Genomic DNA, 22,246 nt, shown 5'->3' with positions numbered 1-22,246 from the left:
CCGCCTAGTTCGCGCGCGTCGTGGCGTCGGTCACCAGTGCGTCGTTTTCCTTGATGTCGCCGGAAACGACCTGGGTGAACTGGCCGTCGGATGAGCCGACCTGGATGACAACAGGCGCCGGGCGACCGTTGCGCAACACCCAGACACGGCGCTCAACGCCTCTCAGCGCCGGGCCAGCATTGTTGTTGCGCTGGCGTGGCGGGCCGAAGATACCGAAAATACCACGGCCGCGCCTTTCTGCCTGCGCCGGGGCGTAGCGCAGCGCGGCGTTCGGCACCATCAGCGTGTCCTTGACGGCCTCGACGGTCACGTCGGCCGTCGCCGTCATGCCGGGGCGCAGCAGCAGATCGGCATTGTCGACCGACAGGACCGCCTTATAAGTCACGACATTGTTGACCACTTCGGAGGCGAAGCGGATCTGCTCGATCTCAGCGGGAAAGCTGCGATCGGGATAGGCGTCGACGGTGAATTTCGCCTTCTGGCCGACGGCGATCTGGCCGACATCGGCCTCGTCGACATCGACCTGCAACTCCATCTTCTTCAGGTCGCCGGCGATGGTGAAAAGGATCGGCGCCGAAAGCGAGGCTGCGACCGTGGCGCCCGGATTGACGGAGCGGGTGAGGATGACGCCGTCGATCGGCGAGATGATCTTCGCCTTGGCGAGATTGACCTCGGCAAGCTGCAGGTCGGCCTCCGAGGCCAGGACCTCGGCCTCATTGATCTGTTTGGCGGCGACGGCGGAATCATATTTGTAGCTGGCGTCGTCTAGGCTCTGCTGGGTGGAGACGTTGCTCTTGACCAGACTTTTCAGCCGCTCGAGCGAGGTGCCTGCCGATTGCATATCGGCATTGGCCTTGACGACGTTCGCCTTTGCCGAATTGAGCTTGGCGCGCGAGCTCTTCACATCGGCCTCGAGCTTGTTGGTATCGAGGAGAGCGAGCACTTCGCCCGATTTGACCGTGCTGTTGTAATCGACATTGACGTCGCGAACCGTGCCGGACAGCTCGCTCGATATATCCACCTGCTCGGTCGGCTGCACGGAGCCGGTGGCGGTGACGAGCACCGTCAGGTCACCGCGCTTTGCCGGCTGGGTGGCATAGCTCACTTCGCTTTGCCCGCGGCCCATATAGAAATAAGCGGCGACGGCTGCGGCAGCGATGAGGATCAGCAGGATGAGCAGGCGTCCGCGCCAGCGGCTGCGCTTACCCTGCCGCCCCGATGCGGCAAGGACCGCTGCGAGATCGGACGCTGCGCCTGTCTTTGCTCCGGTCTCGCTGCCGCTTACGATTTTGTTCATGTCGTCCTCAATCCGTCAGTGGCCGCCTGCGGCCTCTGCGGTGAAGTAATCACAACGCAGATGAACCGGCGATTAGCGTTGCCGCCGAACTGGCACGGAATTGCGGATGGGTGAAATGAAATATTGGTAAGGAAAGTCAAGTTTTCGATGAGCAAGCGTCCGTCAGTTCGCATCCTCGGCAAATTGGCCCGCGCCGGGCAAAGGATGCAGCCACGGTTCACGCCGCTTGATCCAGACCTCATAGCCAGGCGCAAAGTCGGTTGGCGGACTGTCGAGCGAGCCCAGACGGATTTCCGCCTCGTCTTCCCTGAGGCAGAAAAGCCTGCCGCCGCAGACGGGGCAGAAGCTGCGGCCGGCGAAGGTGGCGATCTCGCCGTTATGGGAAAAAGCCTGGCGCGGCCAGACCGCGAAGAAGGTGAAGGCGGAGCCGCTCGATTTGCGGCAATCGGCGCAGTGGCAGAGACCGGTGCGAAGCGGCTCGCCTTCCACCCTGTAGGCCACCGCCCCGCAAAGGCAGCTTCCGGTTCGGATCCCCATGGCGCCCGTCAGGCGTCGAAATTGGTCGGCAGGCCCGGCGGGCGCCGCTTTGCCGCCATTAACAGGTCGAGTTCGGTGGCCGACGGGCCGAACTTCTCGTAGAGGCGCTTTGCCTCCTTGTCGTCGAGCCGGTATTTCCTGGCAAATTCGCCGATGCTGTAGGGGCGGCCACGCAACACTCTCCGCGCCGGGGTCGCCGTATTCGGTGCGTCGGTCATAGTCTTCTCCTTTTCGTCAGGTACCCTTTAAGTTAGAGCGACCTGACGATTTGGAAAGAGCCCGCGAGCCGCATCAAGGCTTCCGGCGCGGATGGGATGCGGTTGTTTTCCCGGAACCTTTTTCGCCGACATGCGCATTTTTTTGCTCAAGGTTGCGGGCCGCACCAAGCAGACGCGGCGGTGTCAGCCTGTGCTGCGTGCCGCACAAAAACTCTACCGTGCGGACACAAGGGGCTGCCTGAGCACGACAACGACAACCGCGAGCGCGTCCCGGGCTTCGACGTACGCTCGGCGCAGAGCTTGCTCCATGAGTTGTGCGATTAAGGAACAACGACTGCCAATTCCTCGAGCCGCATCAGATCGGGGCCGCCGTACTGGTGATATTGAATGCGTTTCATAGTGGGCCATTCTTCCTGTTTTGCTGAAGGCACGACTGTGACAGTGGCAGCGGCCGTAAGCCCGGGCTGCGCTAGCCGCCCGATGACCAGGCGACCTCCCCTGCCCGCGTTTGACGTGAATACTTGGGGATCGCATGGACATCCGCAGAGGCAATTTCCGGCGTCGCCGCGAAGTCTGATGACCGTTGCTTTCCTGAATTCCGTAACGTCGATGCAGGTTTAGACCACCATGGTGCCAGATTCTGGCACCATCGTTGGTGTGACGTCGTCCGCTTGCAGATCTAGCGGCCGAGCAGCGATCTTCGGGAGGGATTGCCGCGACCGGTCACGGCAATCCACACCCATCAGGAGCGGCTGTTCATGCGCTCGAACAGGGCTTCACCCATCCGCCGTGTGTCGGCGGAGATGCCGATGAGGATCTCATCCTTATCCGCTTCAAGCTGCGCCAGCGCATTGGCAGCGAACTCTTCCGAGGAGACCATCATGCGGCTTGCGGTGCCTTCGCTGCGCGTACCACCGCCGAGAGCGGTATCGACGATCGGTGGCGCGACCTCGATCACCCGAATTGCGGTCGATTTCAACTGATGGCGCAGGCTGAGCGTAAAGGAGTGGATCGCGGCCTTCGTGGCGCAATAGACCGGCACATCGGCCATCGGCGAAAAAGCAAGGCCCGAGCTGACGTTGATGATGAACGCATGTTCTTGCTGCCGCAAGGTAGCGAGCAGCTCAGCGATCAGATGGATCGGCGCCGTAAGATTGATCGCCACTTCCTGATCGAGAGTGTCGATCGCCGGATCGGTATTGAAATCGCGCCGATGCTGAACGCCGGCGTTGTTGACGACGACGTTGAGTGCCGGATGCTTCGCCTTCAGCCATTCGACCATAGAACGGCGGCTCTCGCCGTTGGCAACGTCGCAAATGCGGGTGATCAGCGCAGGCACGTCCTCCTGTGCCTTGCGGAGCGCGGCTTCGCTTCTGCCGCAAATGATGACGTGATTGCCCCTTTCGGAAAGGCGCCGCGCGAGCGCAAAGCCGATGCCGGTTGCGCCGCCAGTGATGAGAATTGTGTTTCCTGTGAGATTCAAGGTCGTCCATCCTTCCAACAATTGAGAAGGTGCGCCGACGATGACGTGGTTATCAGCGGACACACCTTATCGACCGGCAAGCCGGTCTCGGGTGTCGCGGATACCCTTGGAGGGAGAATTGCCGTCCCTTGAGACGGCGACCGGGCTACCATCCGGTCAGCACTCTTTCGACGGGCGCTTCATAGCAGAATGCCGATCATACCGCAATTAGTCGCCATGTTCCCTTGCGCCGGGTTACGCCGCTTGTTGACGTGAGCGATGACGGATGTGCGTTTCAGCAACCTTTTCCACCAGAGCGCCGTAGTAGCAAGAGGCTGCATCGCAGGTCGAACCTCCGCCTGTGACCGGCCTGCATTGATGATTCATGCTCATAAGTTCATGCGATTTGCGGCGCCTAATCATAGTTGGGTACGCGCTCTATATTCAAAGCATGAGATCGGGAAGCGCTACCACGACTGTAGCCAAACTGAGCGGAGAGCGACGATGAACTGGTCGGATGACGAGCTTAGCAAAATCGATCAGGCCGACGATCTGAAAATCGCGCCGTTCAGGGACGATGGCGCCACCTATGGCACCCCGACCTGGATCTGGGAGGTTGTCGTCGATGGCTCGCTCTACGTGCGCGGCTACCATGGTCAGAAGTCCCGCTGGTATCAGGCGGCGGTCCAGCAGCAGGCTGGACGGATCATTGCCGCCGGCATGACGCGCACCGTCGCCTTCGAGCCTGTCGACGGCCCGATGAACGATCGCATCGACGACGCCTACCGCGCCAAATACCGCAAGAGCCAGTATCTACCGCCAATGGTCAGCGCCCGAGCACGCGCGGCAACCGTCCGGATCACGCCACGCGACGAAAATACCTGACGGCGGTCGGATCGCATGAGATCGGCATGCGATCGCCTCAGGGCGCGCGTCGTCGATAGCTCTTCAAATCACCCTGAAAAGAGGAGAAGCAAATGATCAAGCGCACACTCGGCCAGGGCCTGGAGGTCTCCGCCTTGTCGCTGGGCGCCATGGGCTATGGCAAGGCCCGCGAGCTTCCCGACCGGGCCGAGATGATCGACCTGCTTCGCACAGCCGTCGAACGCGGCATGGATTTCTTCGACACCGCCGAAGTCTACGGTCCCTGGACGAACGAGGAGATGGTGGGCGAGGCGCTTGCTCCGGTTCGCGACAAGGTCAAGATCGCCACGAAGTTCGGCTGGGACATCGATCAGGAGACGGGCGAGCACCGCGGTGGCGTCAACAGCAAGCCAGCGCAGATCCGCAGTGCCATCGAGGGTAGCCTAAAGCGCCTGCGCACTGACCACATCGACCTCTACTATCAGCATCGGGTCGATCCGGACGTGCCGATGGAAGATGTGGCCGGGACGGTCGGGGAGCTGATCGCCGAGGGCAAGGTGCGGTGGTTCGGTCTGTCCGAGGCCGGTGCCCAATCGATACGCCGGGCGCATGCGGTGCAGCCGGTTACCGCGCTGCAGAGCGAATATTCCTTGTGGACCCGCGAGCCGGAGGCCGAAATCATCCCGACGATCGAGGAGCTCGGCATCGGGCTCGTGCCTTTCAGCCCTCTCGGCAAGGGCTTTCTGACCGGTAAGATCGACCTCAACACCACATTCGACAGTTCTGATATCCGAGCGGGAATCCCCCGCTTCTCCGAGACAGCGCGTCTTGCCAATCTGAAGCTGGTGGAGCTGATCGGCAAGATCGGCGAGAAGCATGGTGCGACGCCGGCGCAGGTCGCGCTAGCCTGGCTGCTGGCGCAGAAGCCCTGGATTGTTCCGCTGTTCGGCACACGCAAGCTCGAACGGTTCGAGGAGAATATCGGGGCGCTGAACGTCACCTTGGACAAGGCCGATCTTGACGAGATCGAGCATGCCAACATCGTCGTTCAGGGAGCTCGTTACCCCGAAGAAATGCTGCGCCGATCCGGTCTCTAGCGCCACAGGTCTCTAGCGTCACATTCTGCAGCAGCCGATACCACAGCCCCCTGCTTCGACGCTGACGACGGCGCTTTGCAGCTTTCGTCGTTGCGCCGTTACGGGCCCAGTCCAAGCGATGCCAAAACAAGCAAGTTGGAAGGATATCATCATGAAACGAATTTTGGCCGCAACGGCAATCTCGCTCACGATGGGCGAGCCTCTCATGGCCCAGGAAGGAAGTGGAGGCGGAGCCATGCCGGCAAGTGCTTCATCATTGTCGGTCAGCGACATCCAGTCCGTATCCCCGGCTCTTGGCCGATACGCTGAAGAGGACGTGGTCGGAAATCTGTGGCAGCGGCCGCAACTGTCACGTCGAGATCGCAGCATCGTCACTCTGGCCGTGCTGATCGCCCGAAACCAGGCAATCGATCTGAAGCACTACGTCCACGTCGCCCTCGATAACGGGGTGAGCCCGACGGAGATTTCCGAGATCATCACGCATCTGGCTTTCTACGCAGGCTGGTCGAACGCGATGTCCGCAGTCGCCGAGACCAAGGACGTCTTCAAAGACCGGGGCATCACGGCCGACCAGCTGCCTGCGACCTCTCCGCAACTGCTGCCGCTCAACGAAGAGGTCGAGCGCCAACGCGCCAGCGGCGTCGAGAAGAATGTCGGCCCGATCTCTCCGGGGCTGGTGCAGTTTACGACCGACCCGCTGTTCCTCGATCTCTGGCAACGGCCGGGCCTTGCACCGCGAGACCGCAGCCTCGTGACGGTCAGTTCGCTGATCGCATCTGGCCAGAGCGCCCAGATCACCTATCACCTCAACCGCGCCATGGATAACGGCCTGACCGCCGACGAAGCCGGCGAGGTCGTTGCCCATACGGCCTTCTACGCCGGCTGGCCGAACGCCTTCTCTGCATCGTCGGTTGTCGGGGAGGTGCTGCGCAGCCGGGCGAAGTGAAGCTCCGGCCTGCAGTAAAAGCACGCCGGTCCGGCGCAAAGGGGTCCGGCGTACTTGCTGCTCCAAAGCTCCAAGGCTTCATTGCTACCATTTCATAGGCAGGCGTTTATGATGAGCGCCGGTCTATGAGGAGGAATCATCAGTGGAGCGCCAGAATATCAACGACCTGATGGTGTTCCTGGTGGTTGCGAGGGAGCGCAGTTTCACCAAAGCCGCCGCCAAGTTCGGCGTCTCGCAGTCGGCGCTGAGCCATACGCTCCGGCAGCTCGAGCAGCGGCTGGGCGTGCGGCTGCTGACGAGGACGACGCGCAGCGTCTCGCCGACCGAGGCCGGCGAACGGATGTTGCAGAGCATCGGTCCGCTTTTCGACGAGATCGGATCTGCGCTCGATGGGCTCAACATTCTTCGGGACCAGCCGGCCGGAACCGTCCGCTTGACCGCCGGCGACTATCAGATCCAGTGCTACATATGGCCGAAGCTTCGAACCTTTCTCCAACAATATCCCGACATAAGGCTCGAACTGGACGTGAACTACGGTCTGCAGGACATTGTCAGCGAAGGCTACGACGCGGGCGTGCGCTTCGGCGAACAGATCGCCAAGGACATGATTTCGGTGAGGATCGGGCCGGATGTTCGTTTCGCGGTCGTCGCCGCAGAATCCTATTTTACCTCACGCGATATTCCAAAACATCCGAAGGATCTCATGCAGCACAGGTGTATCAATCTGCGCCTGCCCACCTATGGCGGTCTTTATGCCTGGGAGTTCGAAGAGAACGGCCGCGAGATCAAGGTTCGGGTGGACGGACAGCTGGTCTTCAACACGATCTACAACGTTCTTGAGGCGGCTCTCGACGGCTTCGGCTTTGCCTATGTCCCGGAGGATATCGCCAAGCTCCATCTCGGAACCGGTCGCCTCCACCGGTTTCTGGAAGATTTTTCGCCCTATTGGGAGGGCTTCCATCTCTACTACCCAAGCCGACGCCAGTCTTCGCCCGCTTTTTCCCTTCTCGTGAACGCGTTGCGTTATTCAACGTGAGCGGCTGCGACGTGGAGAGCCACCTTAGGCACCGTTGCGCGGCTCCTGCGGGAAATGAAGCGCAAAGGGATCCGCTTCAGACAACGAAACGCTTCGGCAATTCAGTGGCAAGCGCATCGATCGCCAGTCGCGACCGCAACGGCAGATACTGCGTGGTTGGCCACACGGCGTAGCATTCCATCGCCGCCCTCGGTCGATCGGTCCAGAGTTCGATCAGTTCGCCTGCCTGCACGCGGTCATGGATCAGCCAGTAGGGAAGCCAAGCAAGGCCCATGCCATCGACGGCGGCATCGGCGATCACTTCGAGATCGTCAAACCGCAGTCTTGAAGTGACCGACAGGTCGATGAGAGCACCGGTCGCATCGGGAAGCTGCCAGGTCAGGCCATAATCGTTGCGCCAGTATACGAGGGTGTCATGTTCTGAGAGATCCCCCAGAGAACGCGGCTCCCCTCGTGCGGCAAGATAGGCTGGAGAGGCGCAGAGCGCCTTGCGTGGGCTGACCAGTCGCCGGGCGTGGAGCGCGGTTCCGTTGCCAAGGGCGCCGTTGCGCACCGCCAAATCGAAGCCGTCGGCGATCAGATCGATCTGGCGGTCACTGAAGCTGAGTTCGAGCTCGAGCTTCTTGTGCTGGCGCGCATAGGCACGCAAGATGGGTGCGGCGCAGTAGCGGCCAAACAAGACGGGCAGCGACACGCGCAACCTGCCGACGACCTCGCGCTGGCCCGATTCCAGAAGAGACTCGCCCGCGCGCAATTCCTCGATGGCACGCACACAGCGCTCGTAATATTGCTGACCATCCTCGGTCAGGCACTGCGTCCGCGTGGTCCTGTGAAACAACCGGACGCCCAGGCGCTCTTCGAGACGCGCGATGGCCTTACCGACCGCGGAGCGCGTCAACGACAATCGCTCGGCCGCTTTGGCGAAGCCGCCCGTCTCGACTGCCTCGACAAAGACTTGCACCCCATCAAACCTGTCTCGCACCGTGCTGATCCTCGCAAAGAACGGTCCTGAGATTGGAGAACACCAGGAACCAAAGAAGAGAAAAACGATCTCTAATCGTCAGCTGCATTCTACGATATAAGGCTGGCCAAGCAATCGATATTTCATGGCCACCGCAACCTGAGCAGGCCGGACACATCGCAAACATCGCCCACGTTCGCGCGCCATCTCATCAACGGAAGGACGGCAATTGCTGGTAACCATCGTCTATGACAGCGGCTACGGCCATACCGCGCGTGTCGCCGAGGCGGTTGCCGAGGGCGTACGGGAAGTGGAAGGAACCGAAGCGAAGCTGGTTGCCGTCGCGGATGGCGCGATGGACTGGAATGCGCTGGAACGGAGCGACGCCATTATCTTCGGGTCGCCGACCTATAACGGCCTCATTAGCGCCAAGCTCAAGCAGTTCTTCGAGGACTCCACCAAAGCGGTCTGGTCGGAGCTGAAGTGGCGCAACAAGATCGCTGCCGGTTTCACCAACTCCGGAGCCCAGCACGGCGACAAGCTGAACTCGCTCGTATCGATGGCGCTGTTTGCCGCGCAACACGGCATGATCTGGGTCGGTCTCGATCTGATGCCGGGCAACAGCAGCAGCACCGGCAGCACAGACGACCTCAACCGGCTCGGGAGCTGGCTTGGCGTCATGACCCAATCGAATGTTGATCAGGCGCCGGATATCACGCCGGCCGGAAGCGACCTCAACACCGCGGGCTACCTCGGTCGTCGCGTGGCCGAGACCGTGCGCAGGTTTCAACCCGCCTGATCCATCTTTTCCAACCAAGGAATCCTGCCATGAAACTGCTTTGCCTCGATATTCCCCAGCCTGGCGCTAGTCTGGAAAAGTACCTGCCGCATATGACGGATGAAGCCCGACACGCCTGGCAGATGTACAAGGGCGGCATCATCCGCGACATCTATTTTCGCCAGGACCGTCCGGGTGTCGCCATCATCGCCGAATGCGAGTCGGTCGAAGCCGCCAAGCAGGCCCTGAGCGAATTCCCGCTGGCCAAGGCCGGGCTCATCGACTGGGAGGTCATCCCGCTTGGCCCCTTCCTCAACTGGGAATCGCTGTTTGCTTCAGGCAACGCCTGAGATTCCCCGTCCGCGATACAACGGAACAGTTTGCGCCCGATCGCGAATGCGGCGGGCGCAGCAGAGCCTGCGAGCGCATGTTGAAGAGCGATATGAAGTCCGCGTCGTCATCGACATGGCCTCGCTCAATTCCTGAGGAGCCAAGACAATGGCAAATAACATCAAGCCCATCCTTTGCGTGGTCACCAGCCATCCGATCAGAGGTGACACCGGCGAGCCGACCGGCTTTGCGATGGTCGAACTCACGCATCCGCTCGAGGTTTTCCGCGCGGCCGGCATCCCGGTCGAGATCGCCTCGATCCGGGGCGGCCATCCGCCAATCGACTTCTTCGACCTCACTGATCCGGTCAACGCCCGCTTCTGGAAGAACCGCGAGTTCCGCGACGCGCTCGCCCACTCGCTCATCCTCGACGAACTCGATCCCTCTCGCTACTCCGCGGTGTTCTTCGCCGGCGGTCATGGCACGATGTGGGATTTCGCCGACAGTCCGGCTGTGCAACGCGTCATCCGCGATATCTACGAAACCGGCGGCATCGTCTCGGCGGTCTGCCACGGTCCCGCTGCATTGGTGAACGCAACGCTCTCGGACGGCAGCCATTTGGTCGCGGGCAAGAAGCTCGCCGCCTTCACGGACGAGGAAGAGGCGGAGGTCAAGTACACTGAGGTCGTGCCCTATCTGCTGGCGACGACCCTCAAGGAGCGAGGCGCGCTGCATCAGCCAGCGCCGAACTGGACGGAGAAGGTGGTGGTCGATGGCCGTCTGATCACAGGCCAGAACCCGGCTTCTGCACACGGCGTCGGCCAGGCGATCGTCGATTACCTCACCCGGAAGTCCTGACCGAGGGAATTCACCAATGAAGATCATCGCAATCGAAGAGCATGTCCTGCCTGATGAGGTGAAGCATGGGTGGAACACGATACCTGGCGCCGACGACGGAACGCTTGGGCTCAATCCGGGTCTGCTTGGCGAACGGCTGGCGGATGTTGGAGAGCAGCGGCTGGCTCTGATGAACGAGACCGGCGTCGATGTGCAGGTTCTCTCCTTGACCACCCCGGGTCTCAACAATCTCGGCCATCACGGCGTCGATCTTGCTCGTCGCGCCAACGACATTCTGGCCGGCGCTGTTTCGGCTCACCCATCCCGCTTCCAGGCGATGGCGGCTCTCTCCTTTGCGCAGCCGGACGAGGCGGCGCGGGAGCTACGCCGAGCCGTCGAGGAACTCGGCTGCAAAGGTGCCGTTCTGTTCGGCAGGGTCGGCGACAGGAATCTCGATCACATGATCTTCGAGCCGACATTCGCCAGCGCAGCGGAACTCAATGTCCCACTTCTGATTCACCCGCAGATCCCGCAGACAAGCATTCGCGACACTTATTATGCGGGCTTCGGCGCGCCCGTCGATCTCGCCTTGTCGACGTTTGCCCTCGGATGGCATTTCGAGGCAGGCATCCAGTTCGTGCGTCTGATCCTGGGGGGCGTCTTTGACCGTCACCCGAACCTCCAGGTCATCCTCGGGCACTGGGGTGAGCTGGTGCTGTTTTATCTCGAGCGGCTCGTCATGCTGGATCGGGTGTCCAAACTCCAGCGGCCATTCCTCGACTATGTCCGCAACAATCTCTATCTGACGGCCAGCGGCATGTTCAGCCCCGCCTATTTGCGGCAGGCGATCGATACCGTCGGCGTGGACCGCATCCTGTTCTCGACGGACTACCCATACCAGTATCGCCCTGGAGGCGATGCGCGGCGATTTGTCGAAGATCTTCAGCTCGACGCCGCCGACAGGGCGAAGTTCGCGCATGCGAATTGGGAGCGCCTCACCGCAGGCCGCGTGCTCGCCTGATCTCGGCAGAAAGCTTCCGTTCGTGAGGCAGACTCATAAGGTCTTGCAATTTGCCGCCGGTAATCCTTTCCGATGCGTGACCCATTTACTCACGTGAGCGATCCGCTGCTTCGCCCCTGAGCACCGGTCCCAGCATCGACTATTCCGGCTGACGGACTACTGAAGGCGCGGAGCCGCGAGTCAAGAACCCGTTCAAGCTGTTGTTGGTGGAGCGGACTCTCAGCGACGTGATAGCGCAAGCGAGGAGCGATCCATGAAGTTCGACACACCTGCAGAACCGAACCCGATTGACCGGATGACCGTTGTCGGCCAGCCTCACAACCGCTTCGAGGCAGAGCTCAAGACGACTGGGACGGCGACTTACGCCTATGAATATCACAACGTCGCACCAAACGCCGCCTACGGCTATATCCTTGGCGCGGCAATTGCCAAGGGCCGGATCTCATCGATCGACACCCGGCGCGCCGAGGCCGCGCCCGGCGTGCTGGCCGTCATTACTCATCGCAATGCCGGTCCGCTTGGTGTCGGAAAATTTTATGTCCAGCGCATGTTGGCTGCCCCTGATGTCGATCACTACCATCAGCCGGTTGCCGTCGTGGTGGCCGAAACCTTCGAACAGGCACGCGCGGCTTCCTCGCTGATCCGCGTCGACTATGCGCGCAGCCCGGGCCGCTTCGATCTCGCCGAGCAACTGGACAGTGCCCCGGTTGCACCGCAGATGGAGTTTGGTGGACCGACCGAGACGCAGGTCGGAGACTTCGACCAGGCTTTCGCAGCCGCGGAGGTGAAGGTTGACGAGACCTATACTGTTCCCGACCAGGCGCATGCAATGATGGAGCCGCATGCGACGATCGCGACCTGGGATGGCGATCGCGTGACGTGCTGGACCTCAATTCAGCAGATGAATTGGGGAACCCGCGATCTCGGACTCATTCTCGGCATTCCGCGCGAAAACGTTCGGCTGATCTCACCCTTCATCGGCGGCGGCTTCGGCGGCAAGGGCACGGTGCAGTCAGATCTGGTGCTGGCGGCCGTTGCCGCGCGAATGGTGCGGCGACCGGTAAAGATCGCGCTTCAACGTCCGATAATGTTCAACAATACGATCCATCGGCCGAAGACGATCCAACGCATCCGGCTCGGCGCCTCGCGCGACGGTAAGCTGACGGCGGTCGGTCATGAGAGCTGGTCCGGCAATCTCGCCGGCGGCCGCACCGAGCCGACCACCCTTTCGACACGGTCGCTCTATGCCGGGGCGAACCGGATGACAGCTGTCCGGCTGGCGACGCTCGACCTGGCCGAGGGCAATGCCATGCGTGCGCCGGGAGAGGCACCCGGTTTGATGGCGCTCGAGATCGCCATGGACGAGATGGCCGAGAAGCTCGGCATGGATCCGGTCGAGTTCCGCATCCTGAACGATACCCAGGTCGATCCGGAAAATGCCGATCGGCCTTTTTCCTCGCGTCCCTTCGTCGAATGCCTGCGCACGGGCGCCGAACGCTTCGGATGGAGCATGCGCAAATCTCAGACAGGTCAAGTCCGCGACGGTGACTGGTTGATCGGCATGGGCATAGCGGGTGCGATCCGCGGGGCACCGATTTCAAAGGCCGCAGCGCGGGTGCGTCTCGATCGCCAGGGCATGCTGACGGTCGAGACCGATATGACGGACCTCGGCACCGGCAGCTACACGATCGTGCAGCAAACGGCGGCCGAGATGATGGGGCTGCCGGTTGAGCGCGTGGTGGCAAAGCTCGGGGATTCGAGCTTTCCGGAGACGCCGGGATCTGGAGGACAACAGGGTGCGTCTTCGGTCACCGCAGGCGTCTATGCTGTCTGCTCGAAGCTGCGGGCGATGGTCGCCCAGCGGCTGGGCTTCAACACCGCAGAGGCAGAGTTCATTGGCGGTGAGGTTCGGTCCGGAAATCGAAGGGCGCTGCTCGCCAGCGCTGCCGCCGATGGCGATCTCGTCGCCGAAGACATCATGGAATTCGGCGATCTGGCGAAGCGCTTCGCGATCCAGACCTTCGGGGCGCATTTTTCCGAGGTCGGCGTCGACGTCTATACCGGCGAAATCCGCGTTCGCCGCATGCTCGCCGTATGCGCCGCCGGCCGCATCCTCAACCCCAAGACGGCGCGCAGCCAGGTGATCGGCGGGATGACAATGGGGATCGGGGCGGCCCTGATGGAAGAGATGGTGGTCGATAAGAGATCCGGCTTCTTCGTCAATCATGATCTCGCCGGCTACGAGGTTCCGGTCCACGCCGACATCCCTCATCTCGAGGCCGTGCTCCTCGACGAAGTAGATCCAGCGATATCGCCGGTGAAAGCGAAAGGCGTCGGGGAACTGGGGCTGACCGGTGTCGCGCCGGCCGTCGCAAATGCGGTCTACAATGCAACCGGCGTGCGGGTGCGGCAATATCCGATCACACTGGAGAAGTTTATCGACCGGTTGCCTCATCGCGAGTGATAGTCCCGGCGAAATGACAAGAGGTCTCAAAGGACATCAGGACAGACGCCCGCCGTCCTCGCCGAAAAGGTGCAGGACGGCGGGGTCGAGGTGCAGCGGCAGGCTGTCGCCAGATTTCATCCGCTGCTGGCCGGCAAAGACCGCAATCAATTTCTTCCCGGCTGCGTCGGCGTGGACGACGGTCTCCGAGCCCAGTTCCTCGACGAGGGTAACGCGGGTGTCCAGACTGCCCGCCGAGCCCTCATCGGCAAGGGTGATATGCTGCGGCCGGATGCCGATGCTGACTCTTTCGCCCGCCGGGCGTGCCTCCTTGGCAATCACCGAGAGACGATGGCCGCCGACGGTTTCGACCTCAGCGAAACCGCCCTCGTGACCGACAATCGCACCTTCGAGGAAATTCATGTGCGGCGCGCCGATGAAGCCGGCGACGAAGCGGTTGGCCGGCTTGTTATAGAGTTCCAGCGGCGTTCCCACCTGCTCGATCCTGCCGCCTCTCAGCACGACGATGCGGTCGGCTAGCGTCATCGCCTCGACCTGGTCATGGGTGACATAGATCATCGTCGCCTTCAGGCGGGCGTGAAGAGCCGCCAGTTCGGCTCGCATGCTGACCCTGAGTTCGGCGTCGAGATTGGACAGCGGCTCGTCGAGCAAGAAGGCATCCGGCCGCCGCACGATGGCGCGGCCGATGGCCACGCGCTGGCGCTGGCCGCCGGAGAGCTGGCCCGGGCGGCGCTGCAGAAAAGGCTCGATCTCCAGCATGCGCGCGGCGTCCGTGATGCGCGCTTCGATTTCGGCCTTCGCCACCTTGGTGTTTTCGAGACCGAAGGCGAGGTTTTCCCGGACGCTCATGTGCGGATAAAGCGCATAGGACTGGAAGACCATGGCCAGGCCGCGATCGGCAGCGCTGATAGCGGTAACATCCTTGCCGTCGATGGCGATGCTGCCGTCTGTCGGCTTATCGAGGCCGGCAATCAGGCGCAGCAGCGTCGATTTCCCGCAGCCGGAAGGGCCGACGAAAGCGACGAACTCGCCGTCATTGACATGAAGCGAGACATCGCGAATGACCTCGACGGCGCCGAAATTCTTGACGATGTTCCTGAGCTCGAGCCCGCTCATGCACTCTCCTGTTTTCTTCTTTTAAGATGGCCTATTTGAGCCCCGAGCCGGCAATGCCCGTGGTGATGAAGCGCTGCAGGAAGACGAAGATCAGCACGACCGGGATCATTGAGACGACGGTCATGGCGAGGATGTAGTGCCATTGCACATTGAGCTCGCCGGCATAGACGTTGAGGCCGACCTGCAGCGTATAGAGTTCCTTGCGCGAGAGCACGATCAGTGGCCAGAGAAAGTCGTTCCAGCGCCAGACGACCGAAAAGATCGCCAACACCGCCAGAGCCGGCGCCGACAGCGGCAGGATGATGCGCCAGTAGATCTGCCATTCGCTGGCCTTGTCCATACGCGCGGCGTCGAGCAATTCGTCGGGGATCGTCAGCATGTATTGCCTGAGCAGGAAGACCCCTGTCGGAGTAGCGACCGTCGGCAGGATGACGCCCCAGAGGCTGTCGAAGAGGTTCAGCGTGCCGATGACGGAATAGAGCGGCACGACGATGACCGAGAGCGGCACCATCAGCGTCGCCAGGATCATCAGCATGACGGCGGTGCGGCCGGGGAATTGGTATTTCGACAGCGCGAAGGCGGCCATGGAATTGACGAGCAGCGTAATGGCCGTCGCCACGACGGTGACGAAGACGGAGTTGCGCAGGAACAGGAAGAAATCGAAGCGCTGAAACGGTTCGGTGTAGTTGCCGCGGGCGAATTCGACCTGACGCACCGGTGTGCGGTCCTTGATATTCGCCTTGACGATTTCGCCCGGCTGTTTCGGATCGACCATCTGGCCGATGATGCCGATGCGGCGGACTTCGGCGAGCACACGCGTGCTGCCATCCGGCATCGCGACATTATAGAGCGGCAACGGCTTGTCGTAGCCCGGCACCACGGCCTGTTCGGTGACATAGGGCAGGAAGGACGGTGGGAACTCGGCAAGGGCCGCCGGCGTCTTGAAGGAAGAAAAGACAAGCCAGACGGCCGGGCCGAACATCAGGAAGACGCCTGAAATCAGCCAGATCCAGGTGACGACATCCGTCCAGTGCCAGCCGCGGCCGCGCCGGCGCAGCAGAAAGGCAGAGACAGCGCTCAATGGCGTGCTCCCTTCTTCTCGTTGCGGTTACTGACGCCGAGCTGGACCAGGGTCAGGATGACGAGCACGATGCCCATCAGGATCGAGGCAGCCGACGCCAGCCCTGGATTGCGCAGCGAACTCGCAAAACCGGTCTCATAGATATACTGGGTGATGTACATGGTGCTGGTGCCCGGGCCGCCGCCGGTCAGCACGAAGACCTCGTCGAAGATCTGCACGGCGCGGATCAGCGCCAAGACCAGAACGACGATGAGGTTCGGCATCAGCAGCGGCAGGGTGATGCGCCGGAAGATGCGGATCGGACGGGCGCTGTCCATTGCCGCCGCCTCGTAGAGATCCCGCGGGATCGCCTGCAGGCCGGCGAGCAGGATCAGCGCATAAAAGCCCATATGCGCCCAGACCGAGACAAAGACGGCGAAGAAAAAGGCCCAGAAACGATCGCTGAGCCAGGAAAACGGTTCGAAGCCGAAGGGGCTCAGCGCATAGTTCAACAGGCCCTCGCGCTGCAGGATCCATTTCCAGATCAGGCCGACGACGACGGGCGACAGCAGCACCGGGAAGAAGAAGACGGCGCGCCAGAAGCCGCGATTGGAAAGCTCGCGGTTGAGGATCAGCGCCGTTGCGAGCGCCGCGATCAGCATCACCGTGACCTGGAAGACGACGAAGACGGCGGTGTTGCGCACGGCAGCCCAGAAGGTGTCGGCAGCACACGTCGAAGGGTCGAGATAGCTGCCGCAATCGAAGAGGATGCGGTACTGGTCGGCGCCGACATAGGTCCTGTTCTGCAGGAAGATGGCGCTGCCGCTCGTCGTCGAATAGATGAAGTTGATCACCAGCGGCAGCAGCACGAAGACGGTGAAGATCAGCATGTTGGGCGCCAGGAAAACGCCCGCCATGCCGTTCAGCCCCGTCAGTTTCTGCCAGCCGCGCATGGGAATATCGACGAGCCCCATGACGAGCCGGACAGGCGCAAGGAGCGCCTGCCGCAGACCGGTTTTGACAGGTGGTTCAGAAGAAACCGTCTTCGCCGTCATCTGTTCTTCCGTCAGTTGCCGGCGACCTTGGCCTTGATGTCCTCGTCGATGCGGGCATAGGCGTCGTCGAGCTTCATTTCGCCGGCGATCACCTGGCTGATGCGGGCGACGATGGCGCTGTAATAGGCATCCGACCACTTCCAGCCCGGCAGCTTCATGGCGGGTGCTGCCGTCTGACCGGCCGCTTCGACGAAGGCCTTCAGCGCCGCCTGCACATGCGGATTGTCGGTCTTGAAGTCCATCTGACCGGCGGCGACGCCCTTATGCGCCGGAATGAACAGGCTGCGTTCGGCAAATTCCTTCTGCACGTCGGCACCTGCCAGGTAATCCATCACCTTGGCGACGTCCTTCGGGTTCTTGGTGTATTTGACGGCAACCAGACCGGCGCCGCCCTGCATGCCGGAGCATGCAACCGAACCGCAGGGGCTGCCCGCCATCACCCAGTCGAAATTGTCGCCGATCTTCTGGGCGAAGCCCGAAATCTGCCAGCTGCCCGAATAAAGATAGGCAAGGCCGCCATTGATGAAGTCCTCGGCGGCCGAGCGGTAGGTGGTGCCGGCAGCACTCACCCAGACATCCTTGTTGATGGTGCCGTCCTCGTTCCACTTGACGAAGCGGCTGAGGAAGTCCTTGGCGCCCTGATCGATCGGCGCCGGCTTGCCGTCGGCGGCGATATAGTTGGCGCCGTAGGAGATGTTCGGGCCGGAGACCCGGTGGCCGGAGCGGTCGATTGCCATGGCGAAGACCTTCTGGCTGTCGGCGACTTTCTTGGCGGCGGCCGCCCAGTCGTCCCAGGTGGCTTTCGGGCCGGGGATCTCGACGCCGGCCTGCTCGAAGAGCGTCTTGTTGACGAAGCCGCCGGTCAGCGTCAGCTGCGTCATGAAGCCGGTGATGGCGTTCGAGCCGTCGGGACGCATCCAGTCGGCCTGGGCGCCGAAATTGTCCTCCCAATATTTCGCGTCGGTGAGATAAGGGCGAAGATCGAGCCAGTGCTGGGCCGGCGCCTTCAGATTGGTGACGCGGGCGATATCCGGCCCCTGCCCGGCTTCGAGCTGAACCGGCAGCTGTTCCTTGACGACGTCATAGGAGACCTCGTCGAGGATAACGTTGACGTCAGGATTGGCCTTGGAGAAGCGCGAGAGCAGGTCCTTGATCACCTCGCCTTCGCTGCCGTCGGAATACCACATGATGCGCACGTCACCGGCATGGGCGGCAACGGAACTCAAGAGAACTGCAGCAAAAGCCGCGCCGATCGATTTCATTCTGGTCATTTTTTCCTCCTCTGATCGATCAATATCTGCGTCCGGCCGGTCCTCCACCTGCCGGACACGTCGTCTACGAAGCCGCGCGCCGAGGCTGCCTGCCCGGTATCTTCAGATGTACCGCGTCTCCCCGCACCGACCAGTCCGCCGGGCGAAGAATACGGCCTTCGGCGCGCACGGTGCCGTCTTCTTCGAAGACGACCCGGCCATAATCCGGATCGATAACGATCAAGGCGCCCTCGTCGTCGCGGCGGGCCGAAAGCGTGGCGAAACGCGCCTGCATACCGTCAAGGTCAACCTCGCGCCCGACATCGGAGAGACGGACGATCCAGCGGCCCTTGCGGCCGGCCAGCCGCAGCTCGATATCCGTTGTCGGCCCTTGCTTCACCGGCTCCAGCGCGCCGTTGCCGATCAGCATCGCAATGCCGTTGCCGGAACGGGCGAGCGCCAGATTGCCGTCGACCACCGTGTCGTCGAAGGCCTCGAGCGGGAACCAGGCATGGGTGAAATCCGGCTGGCCCTCATGGATGTCGAAATCGAGGATCGCCAGATCGCGATACTGATGCACGCGCGGCAGCGTTCCGCAGCCGCCCCAGAAGCTCGGCCGGCCATACCCGAACTGGATGGTTTCGCCGGGATGATTGATCCAGATCTGCGCTTCCGGCCGGTCGCCCAAGCGCAGATGCAGCACCGTCTCCTGGTAGCCCCAGGCGCCGGGACGATAATGGGCGATGGTACCGAGCGCGGTGTCACGGGTCTTATAGTGGTAGAGGGCAGCGAAACGGTTTTCGCCCTGGGAAAAGGTCCATTCCTGCGCGTCGTCGGACTGATGCGCCGCAATCGCCGCAAGCGCTTCTGGAAAACGCAGGCCGTGGTCGCGGATGCAGACGGCAAGCTGCGGCAAAGCGTGGACACGCCGGCCGTACCAGCCGCGGCCCCAGAGCAGCCGGGCAATGGCGGAGAGTTCGACCGAGCGGCCGGGGCGCAGCGTATGTTCGTAGGAGCGGCCCTGGCTACCGGTCAGCATGCCATGATGGGCCGAGCGGGCGACGATCTCCATCAGGCGGACGATGCTGGCGCTCGCCCGGTTGCGGATCGTCTCATCCGGCGCGCAGGCGGCCAGCGCCGTCAGCCCCTTGAGGTCGATCGGGAAATAGGGAACGGAATTCCACTCGGCCATTTCCCAGCGCTTGAAATGATCGAGCCAGGCGCGGACACGCTCTTCGCCGACCTGCATCTGCTCCGCGCCGGTGCGGCCGGAACGGACGAAGACAGCATCGGGGAAAAGCCTGCCACCGAGATAGGCGGCGGTATGGAAGAGAAGCGCGTGGTTTTCCGAAAAATACCACTGAACGTCGTTGCCGGGCTCATCCATCCAGTAGCGGTAATTGAGGACGGCGTGCTCGATCCTGTCGCGCAGCGCAGGTGACAGCAGATCGCTCCAGCGCGTATAGGCAAAAAGCAGCGGCACCAGCACGAAATCGGCGCAGTCGTGACAATCCTCGATAACCGGCAGCATCGCTGAGATCATCGCCTCCGTTTCCTCGCCGCCCTTCCCCAGCGCAAGGCGCGCGAAAGCGCAGACCGTATCGGGCTCGGAATGGGCGGCGACCTCTGCCAGCGCCTCGGCGACGCGGTCCCCCAGAGCGGCGGGCGCTTCCCCCTGACGTTGGGGATGACAGATCTCGACGCCGAGCGTGCGACCGAGCGAAAGCTCGCCTGTTTTGAACGTGATCCGGAAATGGCGGAAATCGGCGGGCATAGCCGCCGAAGTTCCGAGTTCCAGCTTGGTCGCTCCCGCTTCCAGCTCGAAATCATAGTCGAAGCGCTCGATCGACATGAAGTCGCCTTCGATCTCGACATGGCAGCTCAGCGCCACCGGCAGCGGCGCGGGGAAGAGGATCGTCACATCTTCGCCGAGATAGGCAGTGCGGTCGAAGCGCATGCCTTCGAGGATGACCTCCAGCGCATCCGCATCGCCGGCGGCGGTGGGAACGGGCACGGCGGTTTCAACTTCCGGTCCTTCGACATAATCCAGTTGGAAGTAGAAACGGGCGTCGCGCTCGGCGAGATCGTCGAAATAGACGCGGATCTCGTTGAGGCCAGCTGCCAGCTCGACCTCGAACAGCTGCTCGGCTTCGAGATTGCGCTGGTAAGGCGCCATGAAGCCCTGCTCGCGGCCATTGACGAAGAGGATCGCGCCACCGCAGGTCGACAGGCGGAGCGTCGCGGCCCCAGCAGACTGGACATCGAGGAAGGTGCGCGCCCAGCAGCCGATGCGTGTCGGGCGGAACCAGAAGCCGGAGAGATCGACACGCGGGGAAGCAAAGGGAAGCCACCAGCGGACAGCCTCGAATTCGGCAGCCGGTTGCGGCCGCCGGCCGGAGAAGGATTTTTTGAATTCGGCGCGGCAGGGATATTCATGCGGGATGAAATTCTTCGTCTTGGTGACGAAGAAAAACGGATCCATGCTGCCTTCCATCGGACGGTCGGCGACGTCGTAGCGCTCCTGCCACAGGTTGGCGAGCTGCCAGTAGACGATCGGGCTATCCTTCGCCGTTGTACGGCGGAGATGGGATTGCTGCTCGGTGGTCATATTTCAGTGCGCCTAGAACAGCTAGAGCATGATGTCGTCCGAAAACCGCTCACACTTTTCGGCATCATGCTCGATCCTTGAGACGCCGGGTAAAACGCCGACGCATGGACTGGCCGTCAAGCCGCATCTTCAAAGCCTCCCTGCTCTGCCGCTTGTCGCGGACTCCTCAGGCAACAATTGTGCATAGGCATTCCATTTGCGCAATCTGAAAGATTTTTGCATGATGGAGTGGGCATGAGGAGATGAGATGGCGGCGGAAGAGAAAAAAGGCAGGCGTACGCGCCTCGACGACATTGCCGCCCGATGCGGCGTCTCGATCAGCACGGTGTCGCGTGCGCTGGCCGGCGAAAAGGGCGTCAGGCCGGAGATCCGCAAGCTGGTGCTGGAAACGGCAAGTGCGGTCAGCTACGCGCTGCCGGCGAGCGTTGCCGGCAAGAAGGTCATGCTCGTCGCCTCCGGCGCGGCAATGATCGACTATGTCCGCAACCAGTTCACGCTCTACGTGCTCGAAGGATTGAATGCGCGCGCAACCGCCCTTGGCATCGAACTGGCGATGCGTCCTATCGCCGACAAGGGGGATGAAGCCCGGGTCGTCGCCGAGATGCGTGATGATCCGAGCTTTGGCGGCATGCTGATCCTGACCGTCGACGAAGAGGATATGTTGGCAGCGGCCGCCGATCTCGGAAAACCCGTCGTGCTCGTCAACAGCGACGATCCCTATATGCGGCTTTCGAGTGTTACGCCCTGCAACCGCTCGGCCGCCTTCATCGCCGCCGAGCGGCTGATCAAGGCCGGGCATGAACGAATCCTGTTCATGCTGAGGCCGGGGCGACGGACGATCGAGCGGCGTCTGGAGGGCTGGCGCGATGCCCTGCAGCATCACGGGCTGACGGCCGATACCGATCTGGTACTCGAGGTCGACGACTGGCTGCCGGAACTCGGCGCCGAAGCCGTCACCCGTCTTGTCCGCAAGAAAGGCCTCACCTTCACCGCCATCCTGACGGCGGGCGACAGCCTTGCCAATGGTGCGGTGCGCGGATTGCAGGCGATGGGTTATGCCGTACCGCAGGACATCTCGGTGATGGGCATAGACGACCTGCCGCAGTCGGCCTTTCTCAATCCACCGCTCTCGACGGTGCATATTCCGATGCGCGAACTCGGCGCTACCGCGCTCGATCTTTTGCGCGACATGATGCTCGGCCTTGCGGCCCCACGGCGGCGGGTCGAGCTTGCCTGCCATCTTGTCGAAAGGGGCAGCGTTGCGGCTGTCCGCATTCCTGCCGCAACGGCGGGCCGCTGACCCCACACC

20 protein-coding genes are annotated in these 22,246 nt (G+C 62.1%); 10 read left to right on the top strand and 10 right to left on the bottom strand.

Annotated features, from left to right (window positions below; translation table 11 throughout):
- Positions 1 to 4 precede the first annotated feature (4 nt).
- The 4 genes from RLCC275e_RS09620 to RLCC275e_RS09605 form a co-directional block, all read right to left on the bottom strand.
- The gene (locus RLCC275e_RS09620) at positions 5 to 1,297 is read right to left on the bottom strand and encodes an efflux RND transporter periplasmic adaptor subunit (protein ID WP_033182616.1); all 1,293 of its coding nucleotides are present in this window, start codon (positions 1,295 to 1,297) and stop codon (positions 5 to 7) included.
- Between the two features lie 162 nt (positions 1,298 to 1,459).
- A complete protein-coding gene (locus RLCC275e_RS09615) occupies positions 1,460 to 1,834 on the bottom strand; it encodes a GFA family protein (RefSeq protein WP_033182615.1) in 375 nt (124 codons plus the stop codon).
- Between the two features lie 8 nt (positions 1,835 to 1,842).
- Complete coding sequence (locus RLCC275e_RS09610; RefSeq protein WP_033182614.1) at positions 1,843 to 2,052, bottom strand: hypothetical protein; 210 nt, start codon at positions 2,050 to 2,052, stop codon at positions 1,843 to 1,845.
- A 742-nt stretch (positions 2,053 to 2,794) separates the two neighbouring features.
- Positions 2,795 to 3,535, bottom strand: coding sequence for an SDR family oxidoreductase (locus RLCC275e_RS09605; protein ID WP_033182613.1), 741 nt, complete (start codon positions 3,533 to 3,535; stop codon positions 2,795 to 2,797).
- A gap of 483 nt (positions 3,536 to 4,018) precedes the next feature.
- Between RLCC275e_RS09605 and RLCC275e_RS09600 the strand changes: the two genes are divergently transcribed.
- The 4 genes from RLCC275e_RS09600 (at position 4,019) to RLCC275e_RS09585 (ending at position 7,457) form a co-directional block, all read left to right on the top strand.
- Complete coding sequence (locus RLCC275e_RS09600; RefSeq protein ID WP_033182612.1) at positions 4,019 to 4,399, top strand: DUF2255 family protein; 381 nt, start codon at positions 4,019 to 4,021, stop codon at positions 4,397 to 4,399.
- A gap of 92 nt (positions 4,400 to 4,491) precedes the next feature.
- Entirely contained in the window at positions 4,492 to 5,475 is a 984-nt protein-coding gene (locus tag RLCC275e_RS09595; RefSeq protein WP_033182611.1) for an aldo/keto reductase, read from the top strand.
- Between the two features lie 151 nt (positions 5,476 to 5,626).
- On the top strand, positions 5,627 to 6,421 hold the full coding sequence (locus RLCC275e_RS09590) for a carboxymuconolactone decarboxylase family protein (RefSeq protein WP_033182610.1): 795 nt from the start codon (positions 5,627 to 5,629) through the stop codon (positions 6,419 to 6,421).
- 142 nt (positions 6,422 to 6,563) lie between these two features.
- Positions 6,564 to 7,457 (top strand): LysR family transcriptional regulator, encoded by an 894-nt coding sequence (locus RLCC275e_RS09585; protein ID WP_033182609.1) that lies wholly within the window; start codon positions 6,564 to 6,566, stop codon positions 7,455 to 7,457.
- Positions 7,458 to 7,533: 76 nt separating this feature from the next.
- Here RLCC275e_RS09585 and RLCC275e_RS09580 read toward each other — a convergent pair whose 3' ends face one another.
- The gene (locus tag RLCC275e_RS09580) at positions 7,534 to 8,439 is read right to left on the bottom strand and encodes a LysR family transcriptional regulator (RefSeq protein WP_033182608.1); all 906 of its coding nucleotides are present in this window, start codon (positions 8,437 to 8,439) and stop codon (positions 7,534 to 7,536) included.
- A 208-nt stretch (positions 8,440 to 8,647) separates the two neighbouring features.
- Here RLCC275e_RS09580 and RLCC275e_RS09575 point away from each other — a divergent pair, with 208 nt between their 5' ends.
- The 5 genes from RLCC275e_RS09575 (at position 8,648) to paoC (ending at position 13,848) form a co-directional block, all read left to right on the top strand.
- The gene (locus tag RLCC275e_RS09575) at positions 8,648 to 9,217 is read left to right on the top strand and encodes a flavodoxin family protein (RefSeq protein ID WP_033182607.1); all 570 of its coding nucleotides are present in this window, start codon (positions 8,648 to 8,650) and stop codon (positions 9,215 to 9,217) included.
- Between the two features lie 29 nt (positions 9,218 to 9,246).
- Positions 9,247 to 9,546 (top strand): YciI family protein, encoded by a 300-nt coding sequence (locus RLCC275e_RS09570; protein ID WP_130679692.1) that lies wholly within the window; start codon positions 9,247 to 9,249, stop codon positions 9,544 to 9,546.
- A gap of 148 nt (positions 9,547 to 9,694) precedes the next feature.
- The gene (locus tag RLCC275e_RS09565; protein ID WP_033182606.1) at positions 9,695 to 10,384 is read left to right on the top strand and encodes a type 1 glutamine amidotransferase domain-containing protein; all 690 of its coding nucleotides are present in this window, start codon (positions 9,695 to 9,697) and stop codon (positions 10,382 to 10,384) included.
- Positions 10,385 to 10,400: 16 nt separating this feature from the next.
- Positions 10,401 to 11,384: an amidohydrolase family protein gene (locus RLCC275e_RS09560; protein ID WP_033182605.1), complete on the top strand. Its 984-nt coding sequence runs from the start codon at positions 10,401 to 10,403 to the stop codon at positions 11,382 to 11,384.
- A 253-nt stretch (positions 11,385 to 11,637) separates the two neighbouring features.
- Positions 11,638 to 13,848, top strand: a complete 2,211-nt coding sequence (gene paoC / locus RLCC275e_RS09555) for an aldehyde oxidoreductase molybdenum-binding subunit PaoC (RefSeq protein ID WP_033182604.1) — start codon at positions 11,638 to 11,640, stop codon at positions 13,846 to 13,848.
- A 36-nt stretch (positions 13,849 to 13,884) separates the two neighbouring features.
- On the opposite strand, the gene RLCC275e_RS09550 is transcribed toward paoC, so the two are convergent.
- The 5 genes from RLCC275e_RS09550 to RLCC275e_RS09530 all read right to left on the bottom strand — a co-directional run bounded on the left by RLCC275e_RS09550 (position 13,885) and on the right by RLCC275e_RS09530 (position 20,937).
- Complete coding sequence (locus RLCC275e_RS09550) at positions 13,885 to 14,964, bottom strand: ABC transporter ATP-binding protein (RefSeq protein ID WP_033182603.1); 1,080 nt, start codon at positions 14,962 to 14,964, stop codon at positions 13,885 to 13,887.
- Between the two features lie 31 nt (positions 14,965 to 14,995).
- A complete protein-coding gene (locus RLCC275e_RS09545; protein ID WP_033182602.1) occupies positions 14,996 to 16,045 on the bottom strand; it encodes a carbohydrate ABC transporter permease in 1,050 nt (349 codons plus the stop codon).
- On the bottom strand, positions 16,042 to 17,079 hold the full coding sequence (locus tag RLCC275e_RS09540; protein WP_171891360.1) for a carbohydrate ABC transporter permease: 1,038 nt from the start codon (positions 17,077 to 17,079) through the stop codon (positions 16,042 to 16,044). Before RLCC275e_RS09540 ends, RLCC275e_RS09545 begins: the two co-directional genes overlap by 4 nt.
- An 11-nt stretch (positions 17,080 to 17,090) precedes the next feature.
- Positions 17,091 to 18,350, bottom strand: a complete 1,260-nt coding sequence (locus RLCC275e_RS09535; RefSeq protein WP_033182601.1) for an ABC transporter substrate-binding protein — start codon at positions 18,348 to 18,350, stop codon at positions 17,091 to 17,093.
- Positions 18,351 to 18,414: 64 nt separating this feature from the next.
- Positions 18,415 to 20,937, bottom strand: coding sequence for a hypothetical protein (locus RLCC275e_RS09530; RefSeq protein WP_033182600.1), 2,523 nt, complete (start codon positions 20,935 to 20,937; stop codon positions 18,415 to 18,417).
- Positions 20,938 to 21,184: 247 nt separating this feature from the next.
- Between RLCC275e_RS09530 and RLCC275e_RS09525 the strand changes: the two genes are divergently transcribed.
- Positions 21,185 to 22,237: a LacI family DNA-binding transcriptional regulator gene (locus RLCC275e_RS09525; RefSeq protein WP_033182599.1), complete on the top strand. Its 1,053-nt coding sequence runs from the start codon at positions 21,185 to 21,187 to the stop codon at positions 22,235 to 22,237.
- Positions 22,238 to 22,246 lie beyond the last annotated feature (9 nt).

Source organism: Rhizobium brockwellii, assembly GCF_000769405.2.
Taxonomy (GTDB): domain Bacteria; phylum Pseudomonadota; class Alphaproteobacteria; order Rhizobiales; family Rhizobiaceae; genus Rhizobium; species Rhizobium brockwellii.
The sequence above is the reverse complement of the archived record's forward strand: the minus strand, read 5'-3'. Positions and strand labels throughout refer to the sequence as shown.

Excerpts from the sequence above, each read along its gene's own strand:
- RLCC275e_RS09620 (WP_033182616.1), bottom strand. The coding sequence starts at position 1,297 with ATGAACAAAATCGTAAGCGGCAGCGAGACCGGAGCAAAGACAGGCGCA.
- RLCC275e_RS09615 (WP_033182615.1), bottom strand. The coding sequence starts at position 1,834 with ATGGGGATCCGAACCGGAAGCTGCCTTTGCGGGGCGGTGGCCTACAGG.
- RLCC275e_RS09610 (WP_033182614.1), bottom strand. The coding sequence starts at position 2,052 with ATGACCGACGCACCGAATACGGCGACCCCGGCGCGGAGAGTGTTGCGT.
- RLCC275e_RS09600 (WP_033182612.1), top strand. The coding sequence starts at position 4,019 with ATGAACTGGTCGGATGACGAGCTTAGCAAAATCGATCAGGCCGACGAT.
- RLCC275e_RS09595 (WP_033182611.1), top strand. The coding sequence starts at position 4,492 with ATGATCAAGCGCACACTCGGCCAGGGCCTGGAGGTCTCCGCCTTGTCG.
- RLCC275e_RS09590 (WP_033182610.1), top strand. The coding sequence starts at position 5,627 with ATGAAACGAATTTTGGCCGCAACGGCAATCTCGCTCACGATGGGCGAG.
- RLCC275e_RS09570 (WP_130679692.1), top strand. The coding sequence starts at position 9,247 with ATGAAACTGCTTTGCCTCGATATTCCCCAGCCTGGCGCTAGTCTGGAA.
- RLCC275e_RS09565 (WP_033182606.1), top strand. The coding sequence starts at position 9,695 with ATGGCAAATAACATCAAGCCCATCCTTTGCGTGGTCACCAGCCATCCG.
- RLCC275e_RS09560 (WP_033182605.1), top strand. The coding sequence starts at position 10,401 with ATGAAGATCATCGCAATCGAAGAGCATGTCCTGCCTGATGAGGTGAAG.
- paoC (WP_033182604.1), top strand. The coding sequence starts at position 11,638 with ATGAAGTTCGACACACCTGCAGAACCGAACCCGATTGACCGGATGACC.
- RLCC275e_RS09550 (WP_033182603.1), bottom strand. The coding sequence starts at position 14,964 with ATGAGCGGGCTCGAGCTCAGGAACATCGTCAAGAATTTCGGCGCCGTC.
- RLCC275e_RS09540 (WP_171891360.1), bottom strand. The coding sequence starts at position 17,079 with ATGACGGCGAAGACGGTTTCTTCTGAACCACCTGTCAAAACCGGTCTG.
- RLCC275e_RS09535 (WP_033182601.1), bottom strand. The coding sequence starts at position 18,350 with ATGACCAGAATGAAATCGATCGGCGCGGCTTTTGCTGCAGTTCTCTTG.
- RLCC275e_RS09530 (WP_033182600.1), bottom strand. The coding sequence starts at position 20,937 with ATGACCACCGAGCAGCAATCCCATCTCCGCCGTACAACGGCGAAGGAT.
- RLCC275e_RS09525 (WP_033182599.1), top strand. The coding sequence starts at position 21,185 with ATGGCGGCGGAAGAGAAAAAAGGCAGGCGTACGCGCCTCGACGACATT.